Source organism: Providencia sp. PROV061 (genome assembly GCF_011045655.1).
Taxonomy (GTDB): domain Bacteria; phylum Pseudomonadota; class Gammaproteobacteria; order Enterobacterales; family Enterobacteriaceae; genus Providencia; species Providencia hangzhouensis.
Genome location: NZ_CP042861.1, coordinates 1,573,374 through 1,596,549 on the forward strand (window position 1 = coordinate 1,573,374; position 23,176 = coordinate 1,596,549).

The following is a 23,176-nucleotide window of genomic DNA, read 5'->3' on the forward strand; positions in this document are numbered from 1 at the left end:
ATTAATACATTATATAGATTTTACGCATTTTCAGGCTATTAACTATCTTATTAACTAGGGCGCATTAAGAGAGTAAGGATTATTGATATAAAAAATTTAAAATATTAAAAGACATTAGTTATCTATTAAAATAGATATGACTAAATAATTCTTTATTAAGGTAAAAATAATAAAGCACTTTACCTTTAAAATGAGTTAAATAAAGTGCTTATTAAGCCTGAGTTAGTGACGTAAATAAACGTGAGGCGTGTTATTTTCAGGGTGTTGAGTAACACCTAAGTCAGCTTTATACCAACGAGTTAAGTTTTCAGTCGTTAAAACATCGGTAGGGGAACCTTGAGCGACAAGCTTTCCATTATGAATTAATAACACTTTATCTGCATATAATGCGGTTAGATTAAGGTCATGTAATACACAGCAAACACCTAACGGTCGTTGACGTGTAAGTTGATGTAGTAACCGTAAGCTATGCTGTTGATGATATAGATCAAGCGCAGAAGTGGGTTCATCGAGAAACAAGCATGCGGGTTGAGCTGTCGGTTGCCATAATTGTGCTAATACTCGAGCTAATTGAACGCGTTGCTGCTCACCCCCTGAAAGTTGGCGGTAATCCCGCTGCCGCAATGATTGGCAACTGGTTTGTGCTAACGCTTCATTGATGGCGGTGTGTTTATATTCTGAACCATAGGGGGTTCTGCCCATTGCAACCACATCTTCAACAGTAAAAGCAAATTGCAAATGGCTATGCTGTTTCATCACAGCACGTTTTCGGGCTAACGCATTATGGTCCCAGTCAGTCATTGCTCGGCCTTCAATAAAGCATGTGCCATGAGTCGGGGTATTATAGCCTGTTAGTAATTTTAATAGACTGGATTTCCCTGCGCCATTTGGCCCAATGATCACCACAAATTCCCCTTGATCAATCGATAAACTCACATTATCTATAAGCGTCTTTTCACTGATTTTATATGATAAATTTTGTGCTTCTAACAAGAGCGATTTTGTTTGCATTTTTAGATCCTCCCCGAAGGCTGCCGTAAAATTAGCCATAAGAAGTAGGGGCCACCAATTAACCCTGTCAGTAAACCAACAGGAATTTCAGCAGGTGCAACCGCAGTCCTTGCTACAGTATCGGCAATAAGTAATAAGCCCGCACCTACGATAGCGGAACCAGGAATTAACCAACGATGGTCTGGCCCGAGAGTCATGCGAATGAGATGGGGAACAACGAGACCGACAAAACCAATAACACCGCTCATGGCAACCGCACAACCAACTAACATGGCGCTGAGGAATAATAAAATAAACTTGGTACGCTCAACATTGAGCCCAAGGTAATGGGCGTCTTCGTCCCCTAATTGTAGGATATTAAGCTTACTTCCTTGTGTTAAACAGATAATACAAATAGGAAGAATAACTGAAGCGGCGATGGCCAATGATGCCCAGTCAACATTACCGAGCGTGCCCATCATCCATAAGCTAAATGTTCTGAGTTGTTGGTCATTACTGATATAACTAAGAACACCGATGAATGACATACACAGCGCATTGATAGCGATACCCGCGAGAAGTAGTTTTGCGAGGTTACCATTTGATGAACGATTTAAGCTAAAAATAATAAAAGATACGGCTAGGCTACCAATAAAAGCAGCAGCGACATGGCCATAACCTTGCATCACGGTGGGTAATGAAACAGAGAAAACAATAAATGCGGCAACGGATAAAGCCGCGCCACTACTGATACCGAGTAAGCTAGGATCAGCGAGGGGGTTACGGAATAACCCTTGCATAATGGCACCAGATACTGCTAAGGCAAGGCCAACTAAGATGGCAATTAACACGCGAGGAAGGCGGATATTCAGCCATATCTGCCAATCCGAGTCTGTGGCAGATGCCTGCCACAGTGCTTTTAATGAGAAGTTCATTGCGCCGGCATTCGACGCGATGAGAACTAAACCGCCAAGTGCTAACAATAATACGATAATCACCAAAAATGGGTTTTTAAAGCGACTCATTGGGATTTTTCTAATGCCTCACGTAGTTGTTGCATGACTTTAGGCGTACCTAAACTGAAAGTGAGCATACCGACGTCATCGACAACCAGAAGCGCTTTATTTTTCCCTGCGGGGGTCATTGACATTCCTTGTAATTTCCACACTTTTTCTATTCCACCTAATGATTTAATACCTTCTTTGGTAAAAATGATTAAGTCAGGTTGGCTTGATAGCAAGCCTTCTTGGGATAGAGGACGATAGCTGTCGAAGCTGCTCATGGCATTTTTTGCCCCTACCGCGTTAATGACACTGTCTGCCGCAGTGTGCCGTCCTGCCGCTAAAGGCATAACACCACCGTGACTCATGATAAATAAGACTTTTTTGTCAATAGGAGCCGTATTTACTTGGCTGAGCTGTTGGTTAAATTGATTAACTAATTGCTTTCCTTGCTCTGTTTTACCGACCACATTAGCGATGGTGGTAATTTTTTCTGGAATGGCTTCTAAACTCGGTTTCCCTGTCACCTTAATAATTTTTACGCCGCTTTTTTCGATTTGCGAAAGAGCCATTGAGGGTTTAGCTAACTCACTCGCAAGTACTAAAGTCGGGCGCATTGACAACACGCCTTCTGCGTTAAGCATACGCATATAGCCCACATCAGGGAGCTTGGTGGCTTGCTCTGGATGAAGGCTGGTGCTGTCACGGGCGACGAGCTGTTCCTGTGCTCCAAGTTCATACACAATTTCAGTCACATCACCCCCTAAGGTGACGATGCGTTCTGTTGCATAAGAACAAAAAGAGATAAACAGCGTTGATAAGATTAGAAGCCATTGTTTCATAATAAGTTACCTAGTTTTAAATGCGTGGTAATGCGGTGACTTGTTGGCGCCATTGCTCTTGCTCTGGAGTCCCTTCCGTACGCTGCCCATACATTTGTGCGATTTGATTTCCTTGGTTATCGAAGACTTCAAGGCTAGTCACATGGCCATCTTGCGTTGGCTTGCGTGTGACCCAACATTCGGCAATACCATTTTCAATCATGTGCAAGGTGAAATCAGGATTGAAAATATTTAGCCACTTTAAGTCTGAACCTTCACTTTGATATGGCATGATTTTTTTGATTTCACCAGTAAAAATTTGCACACATCCGCGGTTGCCCACAAAAATCATAATTTCGTTTTGATCTTTGAACGCAGTGTTAATCAGCTGATTGAAGGAATCATTAGGCACTTTCCAAGCCAAATCATCGCTAACCGCAGCGAAAACTTGCTGGCGGCTGAGGTTGTTTTTCTTGAGTAGAACAAAAAATTGGTGAACGTCTGTCATGTTGCGCCATTCTTGTTCTAATTGTTGTTTTAGCTCTTCACTAACGGGCTGATTGGTAAATGCAGTTGCTGTTTCATGGATGAGCTCCGGGTTATCTTGGGTAGCATATTTTTCAATCAATGCCTGCCATGCCGCCATATCCGTTTCATCGGTGGTGTAAACTTTATGTAGTGCGTCACCTTGTTTATCAAAAAATTGGATACTATGACGCTCACCGTGTTTGCTGTCTTCCGTCAAAGCAAAGATAGCGTCCCAATGGCTGAAAAACATCCGTAAATCAAGGGCGCGAGGGTTTAAAATTAACCCACCGTGTGGGCTAAAGGTTGCATTGTCATAACGACCAACTTGCTCATGAACCACATATTCGTTACGGGTAATCGCTTTCACTTTCCCAACAGTGGCTAATTCTGTCAACAAAGTGGGGGCATCGACATTTAAACGAACAGCTTTGTCGTGACCAACACGACTATGCAGTAGCTGAGCTTCAGATACATTTAAATAGGCGGCGAGATCGCGAGCGTATTTGGCTTTGTTATCTGTTTTTGCTTGTTGGTAACGCTCGTAAAGTGCTGAATTCACGTTTATCTCCTTAATATTGTGTGAATTACCATTGGAAGCTGACAAGCAGCTTGGCATTACGTCCATCTTGAGGAATACCTTGTGATGAGTAGTATTCTTTATCAAATGCATTGCCTAACACGACACTGGTTCCTAACCCTTTGAGTTGTCCTTCACCTTGATAACTCACATAGAAGTCATGTACGGCATAGCCGGCTTGTTGTTCTGCTTTAGAGGCTTTATTGAATTCTGTATGGCGCGTAAACTCCCCTAGCCAGCCCACTGAAAAACCGCTGTCTGCAATAGGTACGGCCAGATTACTGGTGACAGAATCAGGTTTAATTGATGTTATTGATTTTCCATTAGATTCATCTTTTCCTTCAGTATGGTTATAAGCCAAACTCCAATTGAAATAGTCTGTTTTATAATCCATTGAGGCATCCCATCCCCAAATTTTGGCACGTTTAGTATTGATTGATGTGGTGTAGTTATTTTGCAAAATATATCTATCAACATTCACATATGTGTTGATGTAATCTTTCGCTTTGGTATCAAAATAACTGGCTTTAAATTGTAGGTTGTCACGATCCATCAATAGGTCATCGAAACGCAGACCAAAACCATATTCTGCGGTACGGGTTGATTCAGGTTTCAGATTAGGGTTTGGTTTCCATCTATTAACGATTGGCCCCATTTGGAAGTGGACCTCGTCGTTATACATTTCCATCATAGAAGGGGCTCGGAAGGCTTCTGAATATGACGCAAATAGCATTGACCACTCTGTTGGTGTGATGCTAACGGCACCTTTAGATGACCATTTACCTTTTTTCACATCTTCATTGCCATCAGATGTCGCTTTATAGTGGTCATAGCGCGTACCGACAATAAAGGAAACAGGCAAATCTTTTAGGCTAATTTCATCTTGTAAAAAGCCGGATGCAAAGGTGATGTCCGCATCGGGGAATTGGGTGGTATTTGCATAAGGAGTTTGTTTTTGCTTATAAGCTTCACTGCCGTAAGTCAGGTTATGTGATGCTAATGGCAAGTCATAAAAGTTAGAGCGGTTATCCGCTTTTATGCCATAAGTTTTTTGTGTACGACCTTCATAGGGGGTTCCTTGGCCTTTTGCCGTGATATTAATATCGGAGTAATAAGGCGTGACTTTAAAATTTAGCCATTCCTGTGAGCCCGGTTTAATTTGATAAGTTATCTGTGCATCACGTTGGCGAGTGGTACGGTTAACTTTTAGATTGTCACTCCCTACATTAATTTCTTGCGGGTTTTTAGGCTCATTGGCATCATTATTATAATAACGCATTTGGCCAGAAAGCTTTTGTGCATCATCGATTTGCCATGTTCCTTTTGCCAGCAGGTTACCAATGGTTTCCTTGTTTTTCATGTCATCGCCATTACTCATGCGGACATTACCGGTTTCTTTCGTGACAAAGCTGAATAGCCCATCAAGGTTATCACTACGGCCAAACGCAGTGCCGCCGAAACCGAAGCTATGATCGCCAGTAGCGGCTTCGGTAAAGACACGGAAACCGTGGTCTTGGCCTTCACGTAATAAGTCTTTGGCATCAACGGTTTCCCAAGCAATCACACCGCCCATGGCACCACTGCCGTAGAGTAGGGCAGAAGGGCCACGGATAATTTCAACTTGCTTAATCAGAGCAGGGTCGATAAAGGTGCCATTGACATGGCCTGTATCTGTGCCTTGGCGAATACCATCCACTAAGGTCAAAATGCCGCGTCGATCAAACCCGCGCATATAAATATCTTGCCCATTTGCACGGCTGGTACCGGTGACACCAATCCCGGGAACTTTACGTAAAATGTCATTGACGGTGCTGGCCGTTTGCGTTTCAGGTGAATTATTTTTGATCACCGTGACCATCATCGGGGTTTCGAAGCTGTCACGTTCGCTACCTGTCGCATAGACAGTCATCACATCATGATGATTTTTTTTTGGTGATGGTTCTGTTGTTTGTGCTTGAGCACTTGCTATCACGCCTAAGATGGCACTGGTTAGGACTGACATTCGCAAAACAGGGGACATAATTGTGATACTCCATATAGTTTTTATCTGTATTAAGCAGAGTGAATTCGTATTAATTGATAGCGATGTATTGGTCTGGAGGACCTGAATTCGGTATGACACAGGAAAAATTGCATGTAAGCGGTGTCTGAACATAGCAAGAGGAGTAAACAACTAATGAAGGTATAAAGCTGAGGTAATAGTCAGTAACTGGTTGGTGTTCAGCAGGACTATTTGGGATGTGGCACATTAACGCTACCGCTGCGCGATAGTCAGGTATCGAGTGGCTATCCTTGCTGATTCGATATTTAGTGGCACAAATGTGAAATACAGACGTCAGTTTAAACTCCATAAGAAACCTTTTCCTATGTTTAGATTAAGCTGGCTGCCTGGATAATTAACCTAGGTGGCTTGCGAATTAAGTTTTGGTACGACTTACTTTGGGTATGGCTTACTTAGTTAAGATCAACTTACCTGTACGTGTTTGTCTCAATTGATAAAGCTCGCCATTATGTTGAATTGAGACCTTACCGGCAGGGCCCAATAATTGTTGGCTTTCTATCACGTCAGTTTTAACGGGTTGTTTCGCCGTTTCGACGGTATTTTCTGCAACTGGGGCTGTCATATTATTTACCATACTAAGTTTGTTGATAATCGAAATGATATTGAGAATGATTATCTTTAGAATGATTGCCAATATCAAGTAATTTTCACAATCAAACAACAAAAGAGCCACAAAAAACTAAGTTCGTACGAAAAAACAGCATTAATCTAGTGGTTCCCCACTTACAAGGCTATAATTGAGTTTCTCTATTCATTGCATGGGTGAATAAAATGAAAATATTACTGTTAGGAGCGACAGGGCTTGTGGGAAGTCATGTTTTATCATTGGCACTTGCAGACTCTCGTGTGACTCAGGTGATAGCGCCAACACGACATGCATTAGCAGAACATGAGAAATTACAAGCACCTATTGTTGATTTTAACCATTTACCTGACGAGGCTGCGTTATGGGAAGTCGATGCTGTGATTTGCGCGCTCGGCTCAACCCTCAAAGCTGCTGGTTCAAAGGCGGCATTTCGTCAAGTGGACTACACCTATCCTTTAACCTGTGCAAGGCTAGCCAAAAAATGGGGCTGCCCGACATTTGTATTGACTTCTGCTTTGGGGTCAAACGCTAAGTCACCTTTTTTTTATAGCCGAGTAAAAGGGCAGCTTGAACAAGATTTAAGATTACTGGGTTTTGATTCTTTAACTTTAGTTCGCCCGAATGTGATTCGTGGTGACCGCCAAAAAGTGCGTTTGGGGGAAGTTGTTGTGATTCGTATTATTTCCTGTCTATCATCTATATTGCCCGCGAGCTGCCAAGTTAGCCCCGCAACAAATATTGCGAAGGCATTATTTGAGGCTGCAATAAATCCCACGAAAGGGGTTCGTGTTATTTCATCTAAACAGCTTATATAACACTGGCTAGTTCATTTTTGTTGTTTATGTTGTTTTTTGTTTCACACACAAAAGCTTCAATTTTATGATGCCTGAAATGCTAACCGATTTAGGAATTACAAAAGTTAATATAGGGTTGGTAAACATACTGATTGATGACAAACATATTATGTTTGTCATCAACCTAAAGCCCACAAATGTGGGCTTTTACTCTTCGAAGGTTACCCCTGAATCTGTGCTAATGAACCGTATAAATCATAAAGTGTTTCATATTCATCTTGCTGATAAAATCGAATTTTATCCCAACAAAATTGCTTAGCGACTTCCACGGTAAAGCGTGTTGCATCGATTAACTCACTTTCATAACTTGCACCTGTTTCACTACCGGGGACAATCGATTTAGCCGTAATGGCAAGGCCAACAACAGGTGCCTGTGTTGCAATATGCGGTTGCATTATAGAATTAAAGTGATAAACACCGTTATCATAAGGAGAAATGTCTTGTGTGGTGATAGGAAACGTCTTTGCCACATCTCCTGTTGCATACTCCAGTAAGCGAACTAAATCAGGTGCGACGCGTAAAATATAGCCTTGCATAGCCGTGGGAGAAATCGCAATCCCTCGGTGCTTAATGATGCTGTTTCCCTTTGATGTATCGATGGATAAAATAGCATCCATCTGTTTATCGACTTCATATTGGTTCATGGTATTAGATGAAACTGGCATCCCCATAAAATCGACAGGGTCATGAGGAGTAATCGAAACATGCGTGGCGATATGAGAGCTAATTATTACGTCCCCTTTGAGGCTCTGCCCCTTTGCCGCCATATCCAACAACTTCATCGCGCTGGCAAAAGCGACAATTGACCCATCAGCATCAGAAACTATTCCAATACGATTCGGTTGTGCCTGTTGTGCACCTAAACGACCGATAATGCCTAAAGTCGGGTAAGTGCCTCCACGGTGTTTGCCCTCAGAGCCTGGGATTAATACTTTTATAAAATGGCATAACTGACTTGTATCCTCTGGGGATTCATAAGGAATAGAAGTAACAGTGATGATGGCATCATTTGAGCCAACAGAATGAAGTAGCGCTGCCATTTTTTCGCCATCAACATCAGGGGTGTCTAATAAGTCATAAACTTGGCTTAGATAATTCAAAGACATTATTGCACTCCTTTAATAATATTTAATTTGAATGGCTTGTTGGTAGCAATTTCTTCAATCTTATTAGGTCCCCGTAACCATAGGGCATTTTGCTCACCTAAAATGGTGCCATGGTGGTTTTCAATAAATAATGCAGTTCCTTCATATAGTGCGATCAATTCTTCCATGGGGTTAATCGTTAAAAACTCATTTAATCTCTCTTCACGACTTTCCCCATTATGGCCAATTGGTTTACCAGAAATAAAATGCGGGTTAATTTGAAATGGGCAAATATTCAGCGCACTAAATGTAGGGGGTTGGACAATTGGCATATCATTGGTGGTGCGAATACTCGGTGTTGCAACATTACTGCCTGCACTCCATCCCATATAGGGAATGCTTTCATATTTAACTCGTTGTGAAATCAGCTCCACTATGTTGGCATCATATAGGCGTTTTAATAAGGCAAAGGTATTTCCGCCGCCAATAGCAATCGCTTGTGCTTGTTTAACTGCCGCAACAGGGTCGCTAAAGTGATGAATTGATGTTAATTCATAACCTAAAGCATTAAATACCGGTTTTACAATTGCTTCAAAATCATCAAAACTGAATGTAACTGCGGCATAAGGAATAAATAGAATATTTTGTTTTTTATGTTGTAATAAACGATGGATTTGTTCGCCCGCATGTTGTAAATAATTCATATTCCCCATACGTGAACTACTCATTAATAACGCATTAGTCATTGCTATATTCCTTTTTGATTTTTTTTATTGAATTAATTAATAAATCGATTTCTTTTTCACTATTAAAATAATGAAGTGATAAGCGGGCCATTTTTTCTATTTGATAGAACTTTAAAATAGCGGTTGCCATAAAGTGACCTGATTCAATAATGATATTTTTAGCTTCTAATTTTTGCATTAATACATCAGAGGGGATTCCGTTAATATTAAATGGAATTATTCCTATTCGCTGGTGGCTATTATTAGGGCCATAAATTTCGACACCAGAAAGTTGAGATAATTGCTGCATCGCATATTGAGTGAGTGTTTGGTTGCGATTCTCAATTTGTTCAATACCGATATTTACAGCATAGTCTAAAGCCGAATCTAAACTAATAATGGCCGGAACATTTGGGCAGCCCGCTTCAAAGCGTTTTGCTGTTTGAGGCAGAATAACGTCTCCTGTTTGTGGGTCAATTGAGCTATTCCACCAACCGACCAGTGTGGGGGTTAATGATGGTACCAATGATTCACGAACAAACAGAATGCCACTGCCTTCTATCGCTCTTAACCCTTTTCGGCCACATGATGACATAAAGTCACATTGCCATTTTTGAACATTAACGTTATACATTCCAATGGCTTGTGAAGCACTAATATGGCTAAGTACACCATGCTTTCTGGCTATCTCACAAATAGCCTGCACAGGTTGAATTACCCCAGTTATGTTAGATAGCGCAACGAAACTGATGAGCTTTGTCTTGGAGGTTATCGCTTGCTCGATAGATTCAGGTGAAAGGACACCATAGCTATCCGCACTCACCTTAATAATTTTTATTCCTTTTTCATGCGCTAACAGTTGCCAAATTGCAATATTGCTGAGCATCTCAGTATCAGGAATTATCACTTCATCGCCAGCTTGCCAAGAAATACCTCTAGCAATCAAGCTGATAGATTCTGTGCCATTTTTGGTAAATGCAATTTCACTGGGCTTTGCACCGATAAATGCGGCCAATTTTTGTCGACAAATTTCAACTTGCTCATAGGTTTGCTTGCGGAAGCTCGGTAAATAAGTCCCTTGCTCTGCGGTTTTATCAAGATAGCGCTTTACTGCGTCTATTACCGGTTTTGGCGGTGGTGCAGCGGCTCCCGTATCAAAATAAGCGTAATGTTGTGAAACTAGAGTGTCTTTTTGCACTTGCGACCAGATATTCGTCATTATTATTCCCTATAAAGTTATTTAGCCCAGAAGGAAAGCAGTTTCGCTTTGAGGGTTGGCAGGAATGCTTTAGCCGTGGAGTAAAGAGCATCGCCAGCAATAAGCCCACCAGCGAAAGTTGAAATTTTATCGGAACTGATATTGAAGAAACGCTCAATGATAATTCGAACCGCGAGTGCAGTAAGAACCGTCCAACCTGCAATAGGGTAGTTAATCATCAAGCCAGTTGAGAAGAGTACGCCAATCTGGTTTTTAGCACCGCCAATTAACTGAATGATGGCACCCGGTATGGCCCACAATAACAACATCATTGCCACATTTGAGGAGCTTCCTGCTTGGATCGTAGCGGCATAAAGCCTTGATGCAGGAACGATTTTGTCTTGTTCGAAATAAAAATCGTAGGTAAGTGCAACCACCACCAAGGCGCAGCAAAAACCGATAATAGCGGCGAAATATTGTTGTTTTCTCCCATAATGTTCTGCAGATTGGTTTTTACCATAACCGCGGATCATAAACCCCGTTTTTAGGTCAAAACCCATATCGGCAAAAGCAGGGCCTGTCGCGGCACAAAACCCAACTAAAACGGCCAATGCTTCGGGGGGAAACCCCAGTAAAATACCAATCATCAATGAGATAAGAGCTGCTGCAGTTGCAGGAAACCAGCCAGAATGCATCGCAGCCATACCCACAATCATCTCTTGGATTAAAGCGGCTAAGGTCGCAAAAATGAGGAATCCAATAAGTTGTGGCAATGTCATGGTGACAAATATTTGGCTAATAAATGTGAGTGCTAATGCGGTTAAAAAGTAGAACGTTGCCCCTTTGATTAAGGTTGATTTGATACGTTTGCTACTTTGGCGTAATTCATCACTATCTTCGCTTTGTTGCTGACTATCTTTCTTGTTGCGAAATACAATGGCTCCGATTTGGATTAATGCGACGATACCTGCACCAATCATCACACCGTGTGGGACATAGTTTTCATATAAATTATAAGTAATTAGCCCTGACTCAGAAAAACCGCGAATGAGAAGTCCAACAGCAAACATGAATAACGCGAAAATACTGCCAATCAACGCGATCCCTGCGGATGCCATTGGGATACCAAAACCTGCACCGATGGCTCCAGCAGCAAAGCCTGTCAGCAATGCGCCAAGCCGCTTTCCACCTTTATTTCCTGCCCACAAAGTTTCTGCGGTGGCAACACCGGCAGGCCAAGATGCACTGGCAGGATAGGCGCGGGTATTAAACAAGCCATATAAAATCGTGCCATCAATGATAATCGCAACGAAAGCTCCAGCCATCATCGGATAAATTAATTCAGGCATACCCAATACCCAAGGCACACCAATGGCTACTATTAAACCATTTGCTGCAGCAAAGGTTGCTGCAGAGATGCTAGTTTGAATTAAATTTTGCGCATCGATAAATTTAAATGATGCGAATATAGAAAGTGGGACACGAGATAATAAAATGGCGAGAACAGCACCGATAATTGATGTGTTTGCGGAGATTCCTAGTGTGACAATAATCTGAATACCAATAATAGCACCAACAAAAGATAATATAATTATTGCGATGAGTAGTGCTGGAGAAAAAATAGATACACGTACCTCAGTATCATTTTTATCATGAGATATATTCATAGAGTTACCTATTTTATTTTAATAATTAATAACTGCTTTTTATCTTATTATTTCACCATGGATTTAAAATATGGTAGATAATTTACTGGCTGTGGATTTTAATAATGGATAATACTCGGTTAAATTTTTACTTTGGCTTGATGCTGCAATGCATAACGAGCCTAATACCCCTTTTTCAAAAGAAAATATAGGAACGGATAACCCTTGTGTTCCTGCTAAATAAGCTTCTTTTGAATATGCATATCCTTCTTCAGCATAGAGACTTAATTGCTTTTTTAATAAGGTGTTATTTTGCAAATTATGTTTAGAAAGATATTCATCAATATATGAAATATCCATTGAGCTTAAAATGATTTGTGTAAATGGGGCTTCATGCAAGCTCAACGCTTCTCCTTCTTTAGATGTAAAGCGGATAAGATGGTCACTTTCTAAAATGAAATTACAAATAGCGATATCATTGTAACGGCGATAAATAAATATGGTTTCATGTGTTTTATCAGCGAGAGGGCGTAAGTAGTCACTCGCTAATTGTGAAAACTGGCGTGTGTTATTGGCTAAATGACCGATTTCAATACACCGCAAGCCTAATAAATATTCTTTATTTTTATTTTTTTGTAAGAAACCTTGCTCTTCTAGAATATTAAAACCCCGCTGTACGACGGAAGGGCTCTTATCAAGATGACGAGCTAACTCACGTACTCCCCATATGGGCTTGTTGATTGAAAAGTAATCTAACAAGGTTAATACGAAACCAGCAGATTGTAGTCGGTTATTCATAGCTTCCCCTGTTTATAATTAGTTGAATTAGCACTATTGTTATATTTTTGTTCCTTATACGGGAACAGTGTGCCGTTTGGTAATACAAACATATTTAGATGAAACAATATGCAAAGTAAATGATTTGTTGCGTCTGTGTTAAGTAGGTCACTAAAACAGTTCTTATCATTTATCTTTTTTTTCTTGCTTTCTCTATAACTATTTGAAGTTAATCTATTTTTTTTATTCTTTAGCTGTTCCTACTAGCGAAACAATCAAAAGGACGGAAATGGATAAATGAGTTATTGGTGAAAACAGGAGAATTTGTTTACCTTGAATGATCTTTTCCTGATGCGATTTATTTATGTGAGAAATAGATTATTTTATATTTTTGTGTAAACGTTTACACTAAGTCGAGGTTGATCACAGAATCTTATCTAAACTCGTTGTTATACTCGGTAGCAATGACAAGTTGGAAGACAGAATGCAATTTAAGCAGTATTGGGGGAAGAGAGATGCAACAGGTTGAAATTCTCGTTACAGGCGGGCTCGGGTATATCGGTAGTCATACTTGTGTTCAATTGATAAAGGCTGGGCTATCACCAGTTATTATTGATAATTTGTGTAATGCAAAGCTAGAAGTGCTTAATCGTATTGAAAGATTAACCGGTATGCGCCCAGTATTTTATCAGTGTGATGTTCGAAATGAGCAACAGCTAGCTCACATTCTTTCTTCTCATCAATTTCATTCAGTTATTCATTTTGCAGGGCTAAAAGCGGTTGGTGAATCAGTAGAAAACCCGCTTAGATACTATGATGTTAATTTCAATGGGACATTGGTATTAATGCGCTGTATGCAGGAAGCGAACGTGAAAAGTTTGATTTTTAGTTCGTCAGCAACGGTATATGGCGAGCCCAGTCGTTTACCTATCACCGAAGAGTTCCCAACGGGTAATACGCAAAGCCCTTATGGCACCAGCAAGTATATGGTTGAGCGTTGTTTATCTGATTTATTTCACTCAGACCCGTCATGGTCATTAACATTATTACGTTATTTCAACCCAGTAGGTGCTCATCCATCGGGTTTGATGGGAGAAGACCCACAAGGGATCCCAAATAATTTAACACCTTATATTACCCAAGTTGCAGTAGGGAAAAGAGAAAAATTGGTGATTTATGGAAACGATTACCCTACGGTGGATGGGACGGGGGTTCGGGATTATATTCATGTCATGGATTTAGCTGATGGCCATGTTGCTGCTCTACAAAAGGTTGGTAATCAAGCAGGGTTACATTGCTACAATTTGGGTACGGGGAACGGTACCAGTGTTTTGCAAATGTTACATGCATTTGAAAAAGCAGTTGGAAAAGCCATTCCTTATGTGATTGAACCACGTCGTGCTGGGGATATTGCGGAATACTGGTCAACACCAGAAAAAGCGCACCATGAACTAGGATGGCAAGCGGAGCGAACTCTTGAGGATATGGCGACTGACAGTTGGCGTTGGCAATCAAATAATCCCAATGGTTATGAAGTTTAGGAGATGCATGAGATGAATATTTTGCCTTTTAACCCTTCGGATTGCCCTCATCGTCGCTATAACCCATTAACAGGCCAGTGGGTGTTAGTGTCCCCTCATCGAGCAAAACGCCCGTGGAGCGGCAAAGATGAAAAACCATCAATAGAAAATTTACCTCAATATGATGAGCATTGCTTCTTGTGCCCTGGTAATACAAGGGTTTCCGGGGAAGTGAATCCTAACTACCAAGGGACTTATGTATTCCAGAATGACCATGGTGCGCTATTAGCACAACCCTGCGCTCAACCTGATAATCAATCTGAATTGTTTCAATCACAATCGGTGAGTGGGGTTAGTCGAGTGATTTGCTTTTCGCCTGATCACAGTAAAACACTGCCAGAGCTGTCTGTACCTGAAATTGAAGGTGTTATCGAAACATGGCAGCAACAAGTTGCTGAGTTAAGTGAACGTTATGCTTGGGTTCAGGTTTTTGAAAATAAAGGGGAAATAATGGGGTGTTCTCAACCGCATCCTCATGGACAAATTTGGGCAAGTGATTTTTTACCTAATGAAATTGCACGTAAGGACCATTTTCTCACGCAATATTATCAACGTCATGGCAGCAACTTATTAATTGACTATATTAAAGCTGAGCAACAAGATGGCTCACGAATTGTTGTTGAAACTGAAGAATGGATTGCACTTGTTCCTTATTGGGCAGCTTGGCCATTTGAAACCCTGTTATTGCCAAAGCAGCATATTCGCCGTATGGATGAAATGAATGAAGCCATTCGTGCAGACCTTGCTGTTGCGCTAAAAAAACTCACAAGCCGTTACGATAATCTATTTCATTGCTCTTTCCCATATTCAATGGGATGGCACTTTGCACCTTTTATTAATGAAAGCCAAAGTATCGATCACTGGCAACTACATGCCTTATTTTATCCGCCATTACTGCGCTCAGCGACGGTGAAAAAATTCATGGTGGGGTATGAAATGTTAGCTGAAACTCAGCGAGACCTGACACCAGAACAGGCCGCACAACGTTTACGTGATGTGAGTGACTGCCATTATAAACAAAGTCAAACTACTAAATAATTCATCAAATTATAATTAACTTAGCTGTTTGCTGGGTTAACCAAATTACGCATTAAGGATAATTAAAAATGGAAACGTTAAAGCAAACTGTTGCCTCGTCGTTTGAAAAAAACTTTGGTTATCAACCTGAAATTTATGTTCAAGCGCCGGGGCGAGTGAATATTATCGGTGAACATACGGATTATAATGATGGCTTTGTTTTGCCTTGTGCGATTGATTACCAAACGATGACCGCGGCGGCTAAACGTGATGATCGTATCATCCGAGTCGTTGCGGCTGACTACCATAATGAATGTGACGAATTCAGTTTGGATAGCGAAATTGCATTTTTGCCTGAAAAAATGTGGGCAAACTATATTCGCGGTGTCGTGAAGTTTCTCTTACAAAGAGGGCTTTTATTCAATGGTTGCGATATTGCAGTCAGTGGTAATGTGCCGCAAGGCGCGGGGTTAAGTTCTTCAGCCTCACTCGAAGTTGTGATTGGACAAACACTTAAGGCTTTGTATCAATTAGATATTAGCCAGCAAGATATCGCGCTTAATGGCCAACAAGCTGAGAACCAATTTGTTGGTTGTAACTGCGGTATTATGGACCAACTGATTTCAGCGTGTGGTGATGAAGGCCATGCTCTATTGATTGATTGCCGCAGTTTGGCGCTATTTCCTATTTCCATACCTGATGATCTGGTTGTGATGATAATCAACTCAAATAAGCAACGGGGTTTGGTTGGAAGTGAATACAATACACGCCGCCAACAATGTGAAGAAGCTGCTAATTTGTTTGGGGTGAAAGCGTTACGTGACATCACATTTGATGAGTTTTTACAGAAGCAACATCTATTATCGCCTATCGTTGCTAAGCGAGCCAAACACGTGATCAGTGAAAACGAACGTACTTTAGCGGCAGCAAAAGCATTAACACAAAATGATTTATTGCAGTTAAGTGAGTTAATGGCGCAATCCCATATTTCTATGCGTGATGATTTCGAAATCACCGTCAAAGAAATTGATACCTTAGTGGATATCGTTAAGTCCGTTTTAGGTGTTCAGGGCGGGGTACGAATGACAGGAGGAGGCTTTGGCGGCTGTGTGGTTGCACTGATGCAGCAGCAATGTGTTCAACCGGTGATTGACGCGGTAGAAGCGCAATACCAGAAAATGACAGGCCTACAAGCCGATATTTATGTTTGCCAGCCAAGCTCAGGTGCGAGTGTGGTAAGTTAAAACCAAATTAATAAATTGAAAAAAGTTGATATAACATGCTGTTTAATCAAGAAAAAAATCAGACGCCCAAAGTCGTAGAGTTAACCAATAAAAATGACATGAAAATTGTCCTGACAAGTTTAGGGGCAAGCTGGGTAAGTTGTATTTTGCCGCTAATACATGGGAGACGAGATGTGGTTCTAGGTTCACCAAATATGGATAAACAAAAGGAACAAGACGTGTATTTGGGCGCGACAGTCGGGCGCGTAGCTAACCGTATAGCGAATGCACGTTTTTCTATTCATGGTGAAAATTATTCAGTGTCAGCCAATCAAGAGCCGCATTGTTTACATGGTGGGCAGGACAATTTTAGTTATCGGATTTGGGCCATATCACAACCTAGTACTCAACAGGCTATTTTTTCACTCATTTCACCCGATGGTGACCAAGGTTTTCCCGGGGAATTGAAAGTTGAGGTGAGTTATGAGTTAACGGATGAAAATCAAGTGATTATCCGTTATAAGCACCAAACTACAAAGGCCTGTCCTGTAAACCTAACCAACCATACTTATTTTAATTTGGCGGGTGAAGGTAGTGAAAAGACAGCGCTAGATCATGCTCTTACGATTTACAGTGACTGTTATTTACCCACAGATAAAGCAGGGATCCCTAGCGGAGAGTGGCGTAATGTCACTGGTAGTTATTTTGATTTTCGCCAAAGCAAACTCATTGGCCGTGACTTTCTACAAGATCACGACCAAATTTCTGCTGGGGGATATGACCACACTTTTATGCTAGATGCAGCCCGTATTGATGGGCGGCAAACGGTGGCATCGTTGAGTGCTCCTGAGGGAGACGTAAAGATGAATATTTCTACAACGATGCCCTCTATGCAGTTGTATACAGGGAATTATTTAGTTTCAGTTGCGGGTAAAACTAAATCTTATACGCCTTTTTCTGGGGTTGCATTTGAAACACAGTTTCCACCTGATGCTGTTAATCACCCTGAATGGGGAGAACGATACAGCCCGATTTCACAGCCTAATCAAATTTATTGTAGTGAAACCTGCTATCAATTTATTTTCTAAATCTATATATGATTAACACCGCATCTAAGCGGTGTTTTCTTTTTTGCACGATAAATCCATTATTTTACTTTAAATAATTTTAATATGCGTTATGCCATTGTTTTTAATTCTAGCTCATTGTTTAATAAGCCATCCTAATTGTAGAGGTGCACAATGGCGACAATCAAAGATGTGGCAAAAGAAGCAGGTGTTTCGGTTGCAACTGTTTCTCGAGTGATTAACCAATCACCGAAGGCAAGCCAAGCTTCTATTGCATCAGTAAAGAGTGCAATGAATAAGCTAGGTTATCGTCCCAATGCCGCTGCGCGAGCTCTTGTGAACCAAAGTTCAAATACCATTGGGGTGTTAGTTAACGATGTTTCCGACCCTTTTTTTGGCGTTATGGTCAAAGCCGTTGATGCCGTAGCGCATAAAAATGGTAAACATATTCTGATTTGTAATGGTTACCATAATGCCAAGGAAGAGCGCCAATCGATTGAGTTGTTGATTAACAACCGCTGTGATGCTTTGGTTATCCACTCTAAAGCCCTGGATGATGCTGAACTGCTTCAATATGCAAAAGAAGTCCCAAGTATGGTACTGATCAACCGCCATATTGATGAAATTGCAACCCGTTGTATTTCTTTAAATAACTACAAGGGCGCATATTTAGCGACAGAACATCTTATTCGACATGGGCATACTAAAATTGCGTACATTTCATCAAATCACCAAATTGAGGATGCGGTACAGCGTTTACAGGGTTATCGAGATGCGTTAAAAAATAATGGTATTCAACTGTCTGATAGTTATATTGAATATGGCGCTCCTTATGGGGAAGGTGGGGAGCAAGCGATGACTAACTTACTGATAAAATCACTCGAAATCACAGCGGTCGTGGGTTACAACGATTTTATGGCCGCGGGAGCCATCGCGGTATTAGATGAAAATGAAATTCACTCACCAGAACAGGTCTCGGTTATTGGTTTTGATGATGTGTTGATTGCCCGCTACATCCATCCACGCTTAACAACAATTCGTTATCCTATCCAAATGATGGCAGAAAAAGCCACACAACTAGCACTTTCTTTAGCGAGAGGGGAAAAAACGACAGGTGAAAGTTTGATTTACTCTCCGACATTGGTTCAACGTAATTCAGTTAGACCTTTGCACGCCTAAGTATTTTATAGGCCATAGCGTTACGAAAATAAGTGTAAACGTTTTCATTAATATTTGATGAACTTCACGAATTTATTAAAATCTAGATTACTTCCTGGTACCTTCTCTTCTATCACCTATGAAAATTTACATTAATTTCTGCTATTTAGTCCATTAAGTTAATTCTTTAGAGGATATTGTGAAAATATGTGATTCATCTAACGGTGATATTTTGTGGTAACGTTTACACTTGCTTTGTTATCACTTGGCGAAGGAATTTGATTATGCAAACTGAAGGGGTTGGGTTAAGCACATTAGATTACGGAATATTCATTCTGTATGTGCTTGTCATTATTAGTGTTGGTCTTTGGGTTTCTCGAGATAAAAAAGGACAAAAGAAAGGTACAAAAGACTATTTTCTAGCAGGAAAAACATTACCTTGGTGGGCTATTGGTTCTTCACTGATTGCGGCAAATATATCAGCAGAGCAATTTATTGGTATGTCGGGCTCTGGTTTTTCAATAGGTTTGGCTATCGCATCCTATGAATGGATGGCAGCACTAACACTGATCATTGTCGCAAAATACTTCATGCCCGTGTTTATTGATAAAGGTATTTTTACCATTCCAGAGTTTGTTGAAAAACGTTTCAATAAAACGTTAAAAACGATCTTAGCCGTGTTCTGGTTGGCATTATTTATCTTTGTTAATTTAACTTCAGTTCTCTATTTAGGGTCGTTAGCATTACAAACAATCCTAGGTATTCCAATGCATTATGCTATTTTCGGCTTAGCATTATTTGCAGTGATTTACTCTCTTTATGGCGGGCTATCTGCGGTTGCGTGGACGGATGTTGTACAAGTTTTCTTCTTAATTTTAGGCGGCTTTTTAACCACGATAATGGCGGTGAGCTATATTGGCGGTGATGCGGGGTTATTCGCAGGTATGAGCCGTATGGCAAGTGAAGCGCCTGCGCATTTTGAAATGATTTTAAGCCAAGACAACCCACAGTTTAGTAATTTACCCGGTATTGCCGTGTTAATTGGCGGTTTATGGGTTGCTAATTTATATTACTGGGGCTTCAACCAATATATTATTCAACGTGCATTAGCCGCTAAGTCTATTAATGAAGCGCAAAAAGGCTTGGTTTTCGCAGCATTTCTCAAACTTATTGTCCCAATCCTTGTTGTCGTACCGGGTATTGCGGCATTTGTGATAGTTTCTGACCCTGCATTACTGGCGGGATTAGGAACGATGGCACAAGAACATATGCCAACATTGGCCCAAGCGGACAAAGCTTACCCATGGTTAACACAATTCTTACCCGTAGGCGCTAAAGGGGTTGTGTTTGCGGCATTAGCTGCGGCTATCGTTTCTTCTTTAGCTTCCATGTTGAACTCAGTGGCAACTATTTTCACCATGGATATCTACAAAGAATACATTGCTCCATCAACCGCGGACCATAAATTAGTGAATGTCGGGCGGATTAGTGCAGTTGTTGCGTTAATCGTCGCATGCTTCATCGCCCCATTACTGGGTAACATTGGACAAGCTTTCCAATATATTCAGGAATATACCGGGTTAGTTAGCCCAGGTATCTTAGCGGTATTCTTATTAGGTCTATTTTGGAAGAAAACCAATGCGAAAGGCGCGATTATCGGTGTGCTGCTCTCAATTCCGTTTGCATTATTCTTAAAACTAATGCCGTTAGGTATGCCATTCCTTGACCAAATGATGTACACCTTCTTCTTTACTGCGGTGGTGATTGGTTTAATTAGCCTGACAACGGCAAAAGAAGATGACTGTGAAGGGGCTATTATCCTAACGTCGGAGACCTTTAAAACATCGACAGGCTTCAATATCGCATCATACGCAATTATGGTTATCTTATGTGTGCTATATGCGCTGTTCTGGTAATCCAAAACTTCTAACAAGCTGATAAGTAAAATGATAGCACGAGGCGGGAAAGGTCATTCCCGCCTTATTTTTTGCGTTTGTTAACTTAAATAATGACCTAATATTCGCATCGAGATCATTTTCGTTATTCTTGACTAATAATCTCCCTTCCTTATGTATGGTTAATTGTGTTTAATTTTATTTTTTTAATAACTATTTGTTATAAGCAAATATGCCAAATTGATTTTAATTTGACTTATTTTTAGGAATAATACTGAGACTTATTATTATTATCATTGGAACTATTTTGTGAAAAATTTAGGTTTATTTCGTTTACATCAGGTTGCCATTTTCACTCTGTTAGCGCTGGCTGTTCAAAACCAATCCATGGCAAATGAACAAAATAGCGACAAAAAAGACTCTTTCGTTGTTAGTGCACAAGCACTCAAAGTGAATACTGCGCTGCAAGAAACGCCAAAATCTGTTTCGATCATTACGGAACAAGATTTGACCATACATGCTCCGCAAAAAATTGATGAAGCACTTCGTTATACCTCGGGGGTTGTTGCACAACCTTATGGGGCTGATAATGATACGGATTGGTTCAAAGTTCGCGGTTTTGATGCCGCAACTTATTTAGATAATAGCCGGTTATATCGAGATGGCTACTACACTTGGCTACTTGAACCTTATGGATTGGAAAGTATTGAAGTCGTGAAGGGGGCATCAGCCGTTCTCTTTGGCGAATCCACTCCTGGAGGCGCTGTTAACTTAGTAACGAAAAAGCCATCTATTAATGCTAAAAATGAAATATTTTTAGAAGCGGGTAATAACGATCATCAAGCGCTAGGCTTTGATCTTTCTACAGCATCAGCCGATGCAGGTGCCCGCTACCGTTTAGTGGGAACGATGAAAAAATCGGATGGGGAACTCAAAGGCACGGATAATAAACGTATTTATCTGGCGCCAAGTGCGGCATTTGACTTGTCTGATCAGACTGTACTTACGTTAATGGGGACGTATCTGCACGATGATGGTACGCCCACGAATCCTTTTTTCCCAGCGGCGGGAACATTAATTCACTCTAATTACGGTAAAATTAAGCCATCAACCAATTTAGGTGAGCCTGATTACGATAAATACAAGCGGACTCAGTTCTCAGTGGGTTATTTATTAGAACATCAATTTAATGATGAGTGGCGTTTTGCGCAGCGTGTAAATTATGGTTACAACGACCTAACACTCAGAAGTGTTTATGCTTTCTTTAATGCAGACCCTACCGTGCAGGAATTGGGGCAAGGTATTGTTTTTCGCGATGGTAAAAACCAAAGTTTTAGTTTTGATAACAATATCGTCGGTGAATGGGATAGTGAACGGTTTGAAAATACCTTACTTGCGGGCATTGAATTCCAATATCATCAAACCAAAGGCGATGAACAGGATAATTATGCTTTTGGTAAAATTAACCCGTGGAAGCCAGTTTATGGGCACTATACCCCACTTGACCCATCAAATAACATTCATCGCACTATTGATAAAACACAAGCTAGTATTTATTCACAATACCAAACAAAGCTTGATAGCAAATGGATTGGGGTCGTTGGTGCACGTTATGATTGGGTAAAAACTGAAAATAAAGCACATAAAAAAGCAGAAGATGAGTCTAGAAATGATGGGCAGATGAGTTTAAATGCGGGTTTAATGTATATTGCTGACAATGGCATTTCACCTTATTTAAATTACTCTCAATCTTTTGAAGTTCAATCGACAATCGACCCAACAACCCAAAAACTATATAAACCACTTAAAGGTGAGCAATTTGAAGCAGGTATCAAATATACACCTTATTTTATGGATGGTTATTGGAATATTGCTTGGTTCGATATCGAACAAAAAAATGCGTTAGTCACAACTCCTGAACACCCTGTTGCAACACAAACAGGTAAAGTCACTTCACAAGGTATAGAAACAGAACTATTTGCAAGTGTTACTGATAATTGGGATATTAAAGCGACATACACTTATACCAATGCGAAAACAGATCAAACAGGTGGTAAGGGACGTAAACAGGCTGGTATGATCCCCAAACATATGGCGACTGTCTGGACTGACTACGAAATTCCAATCGTGAGTAACCAGTCGTTAAAACTCGGAACTGGTATTCGCTATTATGGTCAATCAAAGGATAACCCAGCAAGCAGCAACCTTTCTGTTCCTAGTGCGACGCTCTGGGATATGGCCGCGATATATCAATTATCGAACAATTGGCAGTTCCAGTTCAACATGAATAACATCCTCAATAAAGAGTATGTTTCATCCTGTGATACCTGGTGCTATTACGGCCAATCGCGCTCATTTGTGTTACAAACAAAGTACACTTGGTAAT

Annotated in this window: 20 protein-coding genes; 8 read left to right on the top strand and 12 right to left on the bottom strand. The window is 40.7% G+C overall.

Going from position 1 to position 23,176, the window contains the following annotated elements:
- Positions 1-222: 222 nt before the first annotated feature.
- The 7 genes from FVA72_RS06995 to hemP form a co-directional block, all read right to left on the bottom strand.
- The gene (locus tag FVA72_RS06995) at positions 223-1,011 is read right to left on the bottom strand and encodes a heme ABC transporter ATP-binding protein (protein WP_110592130.1); all 789 of its coding nucleotides are present in this window, start codon (positions 1,009-1,011) and stop codon (positions 223-225) included.
- A gap of 2 nt (positions 1,012-1,013) precedes the next feature.
- Positions 1,014-2,015 (bottom strand): FecCD family ABC transporter permease, encoded by a 1,002-nt coding sequence (locus FVA72_RS07000; RefSeq protein ID WP_094962090.1) that lies wholly within the window; start codon positions 2,013-2,015, stop codon positions 1,014-1,016.
- A complete protein-coding gene (locus tag FVA72_RS07005) occupies positions 2,012-2,833 on the bottom strand; it encodes a heme/hemin ABC transporter substrate-binding protein (protein WP_094962091.1) in 822 nt (273 codons plus the stop codon). The genes FVA72_RS07000 and FVA72_RS07005 overlap by 4 nt, the downstream gene beginning before the upstream one ends.
- A gap of 16 nt (positions 2,834-2,849) precedes the next feature.
- Positions 2,850-3,899: a hemin-degrading factor gene (locus tag FVA72_RS07010; RefSeq protein ID WP_096863328.1), complete on the bottom strand. Its 1,050-nt coding sequence runs from the start codon at positions 3,897-3,899 to the stop codon at positions 2,850-2,852.
- Between the two features lie 25 nt (positions 3,900-3,924).
- Positions 3,925-5,937 (bottom strand): TonB-dependent hemoglobin/transferrin/lactoferrin family receptor, encoded by a 2,013-nt coding sequence (locus tag FVA72_RS07015; protein WP_110592129.1) that lies wholly within the window; start codon positions 5,935-5,937, stop codon positions 3,925-3,927.
- 52 nt (positions 5,938-5,989) lie between these two features.
- The gene (locus FVA72_RS07020; protein ID WP_137018932.1) at positions 5,990-6,268 is read right to left on the bottom strand and encodes a hypothetical protein; all 279 of its coding nucleotides are present in this window, start codon (positions 6,266-6,268) and stop codon (positions 5,990-5,992) included.
- Positions 6,269-6,367: 99 nt separating this feature from the next.
- Positions 6,368-6,541 (bottom strand): hemin uptake protein HemP, encoded by a 174-nt coding sequence (hemP, locus tag FVA72_RS07025; protein ID WP_226617232.1) that lies wholly within the window; start codon positions 6,539-6,541, stop codon positions 6,368-6,370.
- Between the two features lie 209 nt (positions 6,542-6,750).
- On the opposite strand from hemP, the gene FVA72_RS07030 reads away from it, so the two are divergent.
- Positions 6,751-7,380 carry an NAD(P)H-binding protein gene (locus tag FVA72_RS07030; RefSeq protein ID WP_110592128.1) on the top strand — a complete coding sequence of 210 codons (630 nt, stop codon included), beginning with the start codon at positions 6,751-6,753 and terminating at the stop codon, positions 7,378-7,380.
- Between the two features lie 200 nt (positions 7,381-7,580).
- On the opposite strand, the gene FVA72_RS07035 is transcribed toward FVA72_RS07030, so the two are convergent.
- From FVA72_RS07035 to FVA72_RS07055, 5 genes are all read right to left on the bottom strand, one after another.
- Positions 7,581-8,525 carry a DUF1177 domain-containing protein gene (locus FVA72_RS07035; RefSeq protein WP_004261693.1) on the bottom strand — a complete coding sequence of 315 codons (945 nt, stop codon included), beginning with the start codon at positions 8,523-8,525 and terminating at the stop codon, positions 7,581-7,583.
- The gene (gene pepE / locus FVA72_RS07040) at positions 8,525-9,250 is read right to left on the bottom strand and encodes a dipeptidase PepE (protein WP_137018934.1); all 726 of its coding nucleotides are present in this window, start codon (positions 9,248-9,250) and stop codon (positions 8,525-8,527) included. The genes FVA72_RS07035 and pepE overlap by 1 nt, the downstream gene beginning before the upstream one ends.
- Positions 9,243-10,448 carry an aminotransferase class V-fold PLP-dependent enzyme gene (locus FVA72_RS07045; RefSeq protein WP_110592126.1) on the bottom strand — a complete coding sequence of 402 codons (1,206 nt, stop codon included), beginning with the start codon at positions 10,446-10,448 and terminating at the stop codon, positions 9,243-9,245. Before FVA72_RS07045 ends, pepE begins: the two co-directional genes overlap by 8 nt.
- 17 nt (positions 10,449-10,465) lie before the next feature.
- Entirely contained in the window at positions 10,466-12,094 is a 1,629-nt protein-coding gene (locus FVA72_RS07050; protein ID WP_094962098.1) for an OPT/YSL family transporter, read from the bottom strand.
- A gap of 63 nt (positions 12,095-12,157) precedes the next feature.
- Positions 12,158-12,871: an IclR family transcriptional regulator gene (locus FVA72_RS07055; protein ID WP_004261689.1), complete on the bottom strand. Its 714-nt coding sequence runs from the start codon at positions 12,869-12,871 to the stop codon at positions 12,158-12,160.
- A gap of 494 nt (positions 12,872-13,365) precedes the next feature.
- On the opposite strand from FVA72_RS07055, the gene galE reads away from it, so the two are divergent.
- The 7 genes from galE (at position 13,366) to FVA72_RS07090 (ending at position 23,175) form a co-directional block, all read left to right on the top strand.
- The gene (gene galE, locus FVA72_RS07060; RefSeq protein WP_110592125.1) at positions 13,366-14,391 is read left to right on the top strand and encodes a UDP-glucose 4-epimerase GalE; all 1,026 of its coding nucleotides are present in this window, start codon (positions 13,366-13,368) and stop codon (positions 14,389-14,391) included.
- 12 nt (positions 14,392-14,403) lie between these two features.
- Positions 14,404-15,468, top strand: coding sequence for a UDP-glucose--hexose-1-phosphate uridylyltransferase (locus tag FVA72_RS07065; protein ID WP_110592124.1), 1,065 nt, complete (start codon positions 14,404-14,406; stop codon positions 15,466-15,468).
- A 68-nt stretch (positions 15,469-15,536) separates the two neighbouring features.
- Positions 15,537-16,691, top strand: a complete 1,155-nt coding sequence (galK, locus tag FVA72_RS07070) for a galactokinase (RefSeq protein ID WP_110592123.1) — start codon at positions 15,537-15,539, stop codon at positions 16,689-16,691.
- Between the two features lie 35 nt (positions 16,692-16,726).
- Entirely contained in the window at positions 16,727-17,758 is a 1,032-nt protein-coding gene (gene galM, locus FVA72_RS07075; RefSeq protein WP_110592122.1) for a galactose-1-epimerase, read from the top strand.
- Between the two features lie 153 nt (positions 17,759-17,911).
- Complete coding sequence (locus FVA72_RS07080) at positions 17,912-18,916, top strand: substrate-binding domain-containing protein (RefSeq protein WP_004261677.1); 1,005 nt, start codon at positions 17,912-17,914, stop codon at positions 18,914-18,916.
- A 263-nt stretch (positions 18,917-19,179) separates the two neighbouring features.
- Entirely contained in the window at positions 19,180-20,811 is a 1,632-nt protein-coding gene (locus FVA72_RS07085; protein ID WP_094962103.1) for a sodium/sugar symporter, read from the top strand.
- A gap of 288 nt (positions 20,812-21,099) precedes the next feature.
- Positions 21,100-23,175: a TonB-dependent siderophore receptor gene (locus tag FVA72_RS07090; protein ID WP_110592121.1), complete on the top strand. Its 2,076-nt coding sequence runs from the start codon at positions 21,100-21,102 to the stop codon at positions 23,173-23,175.
- Position 23,176: the final 1 nt, after the last annotated feature.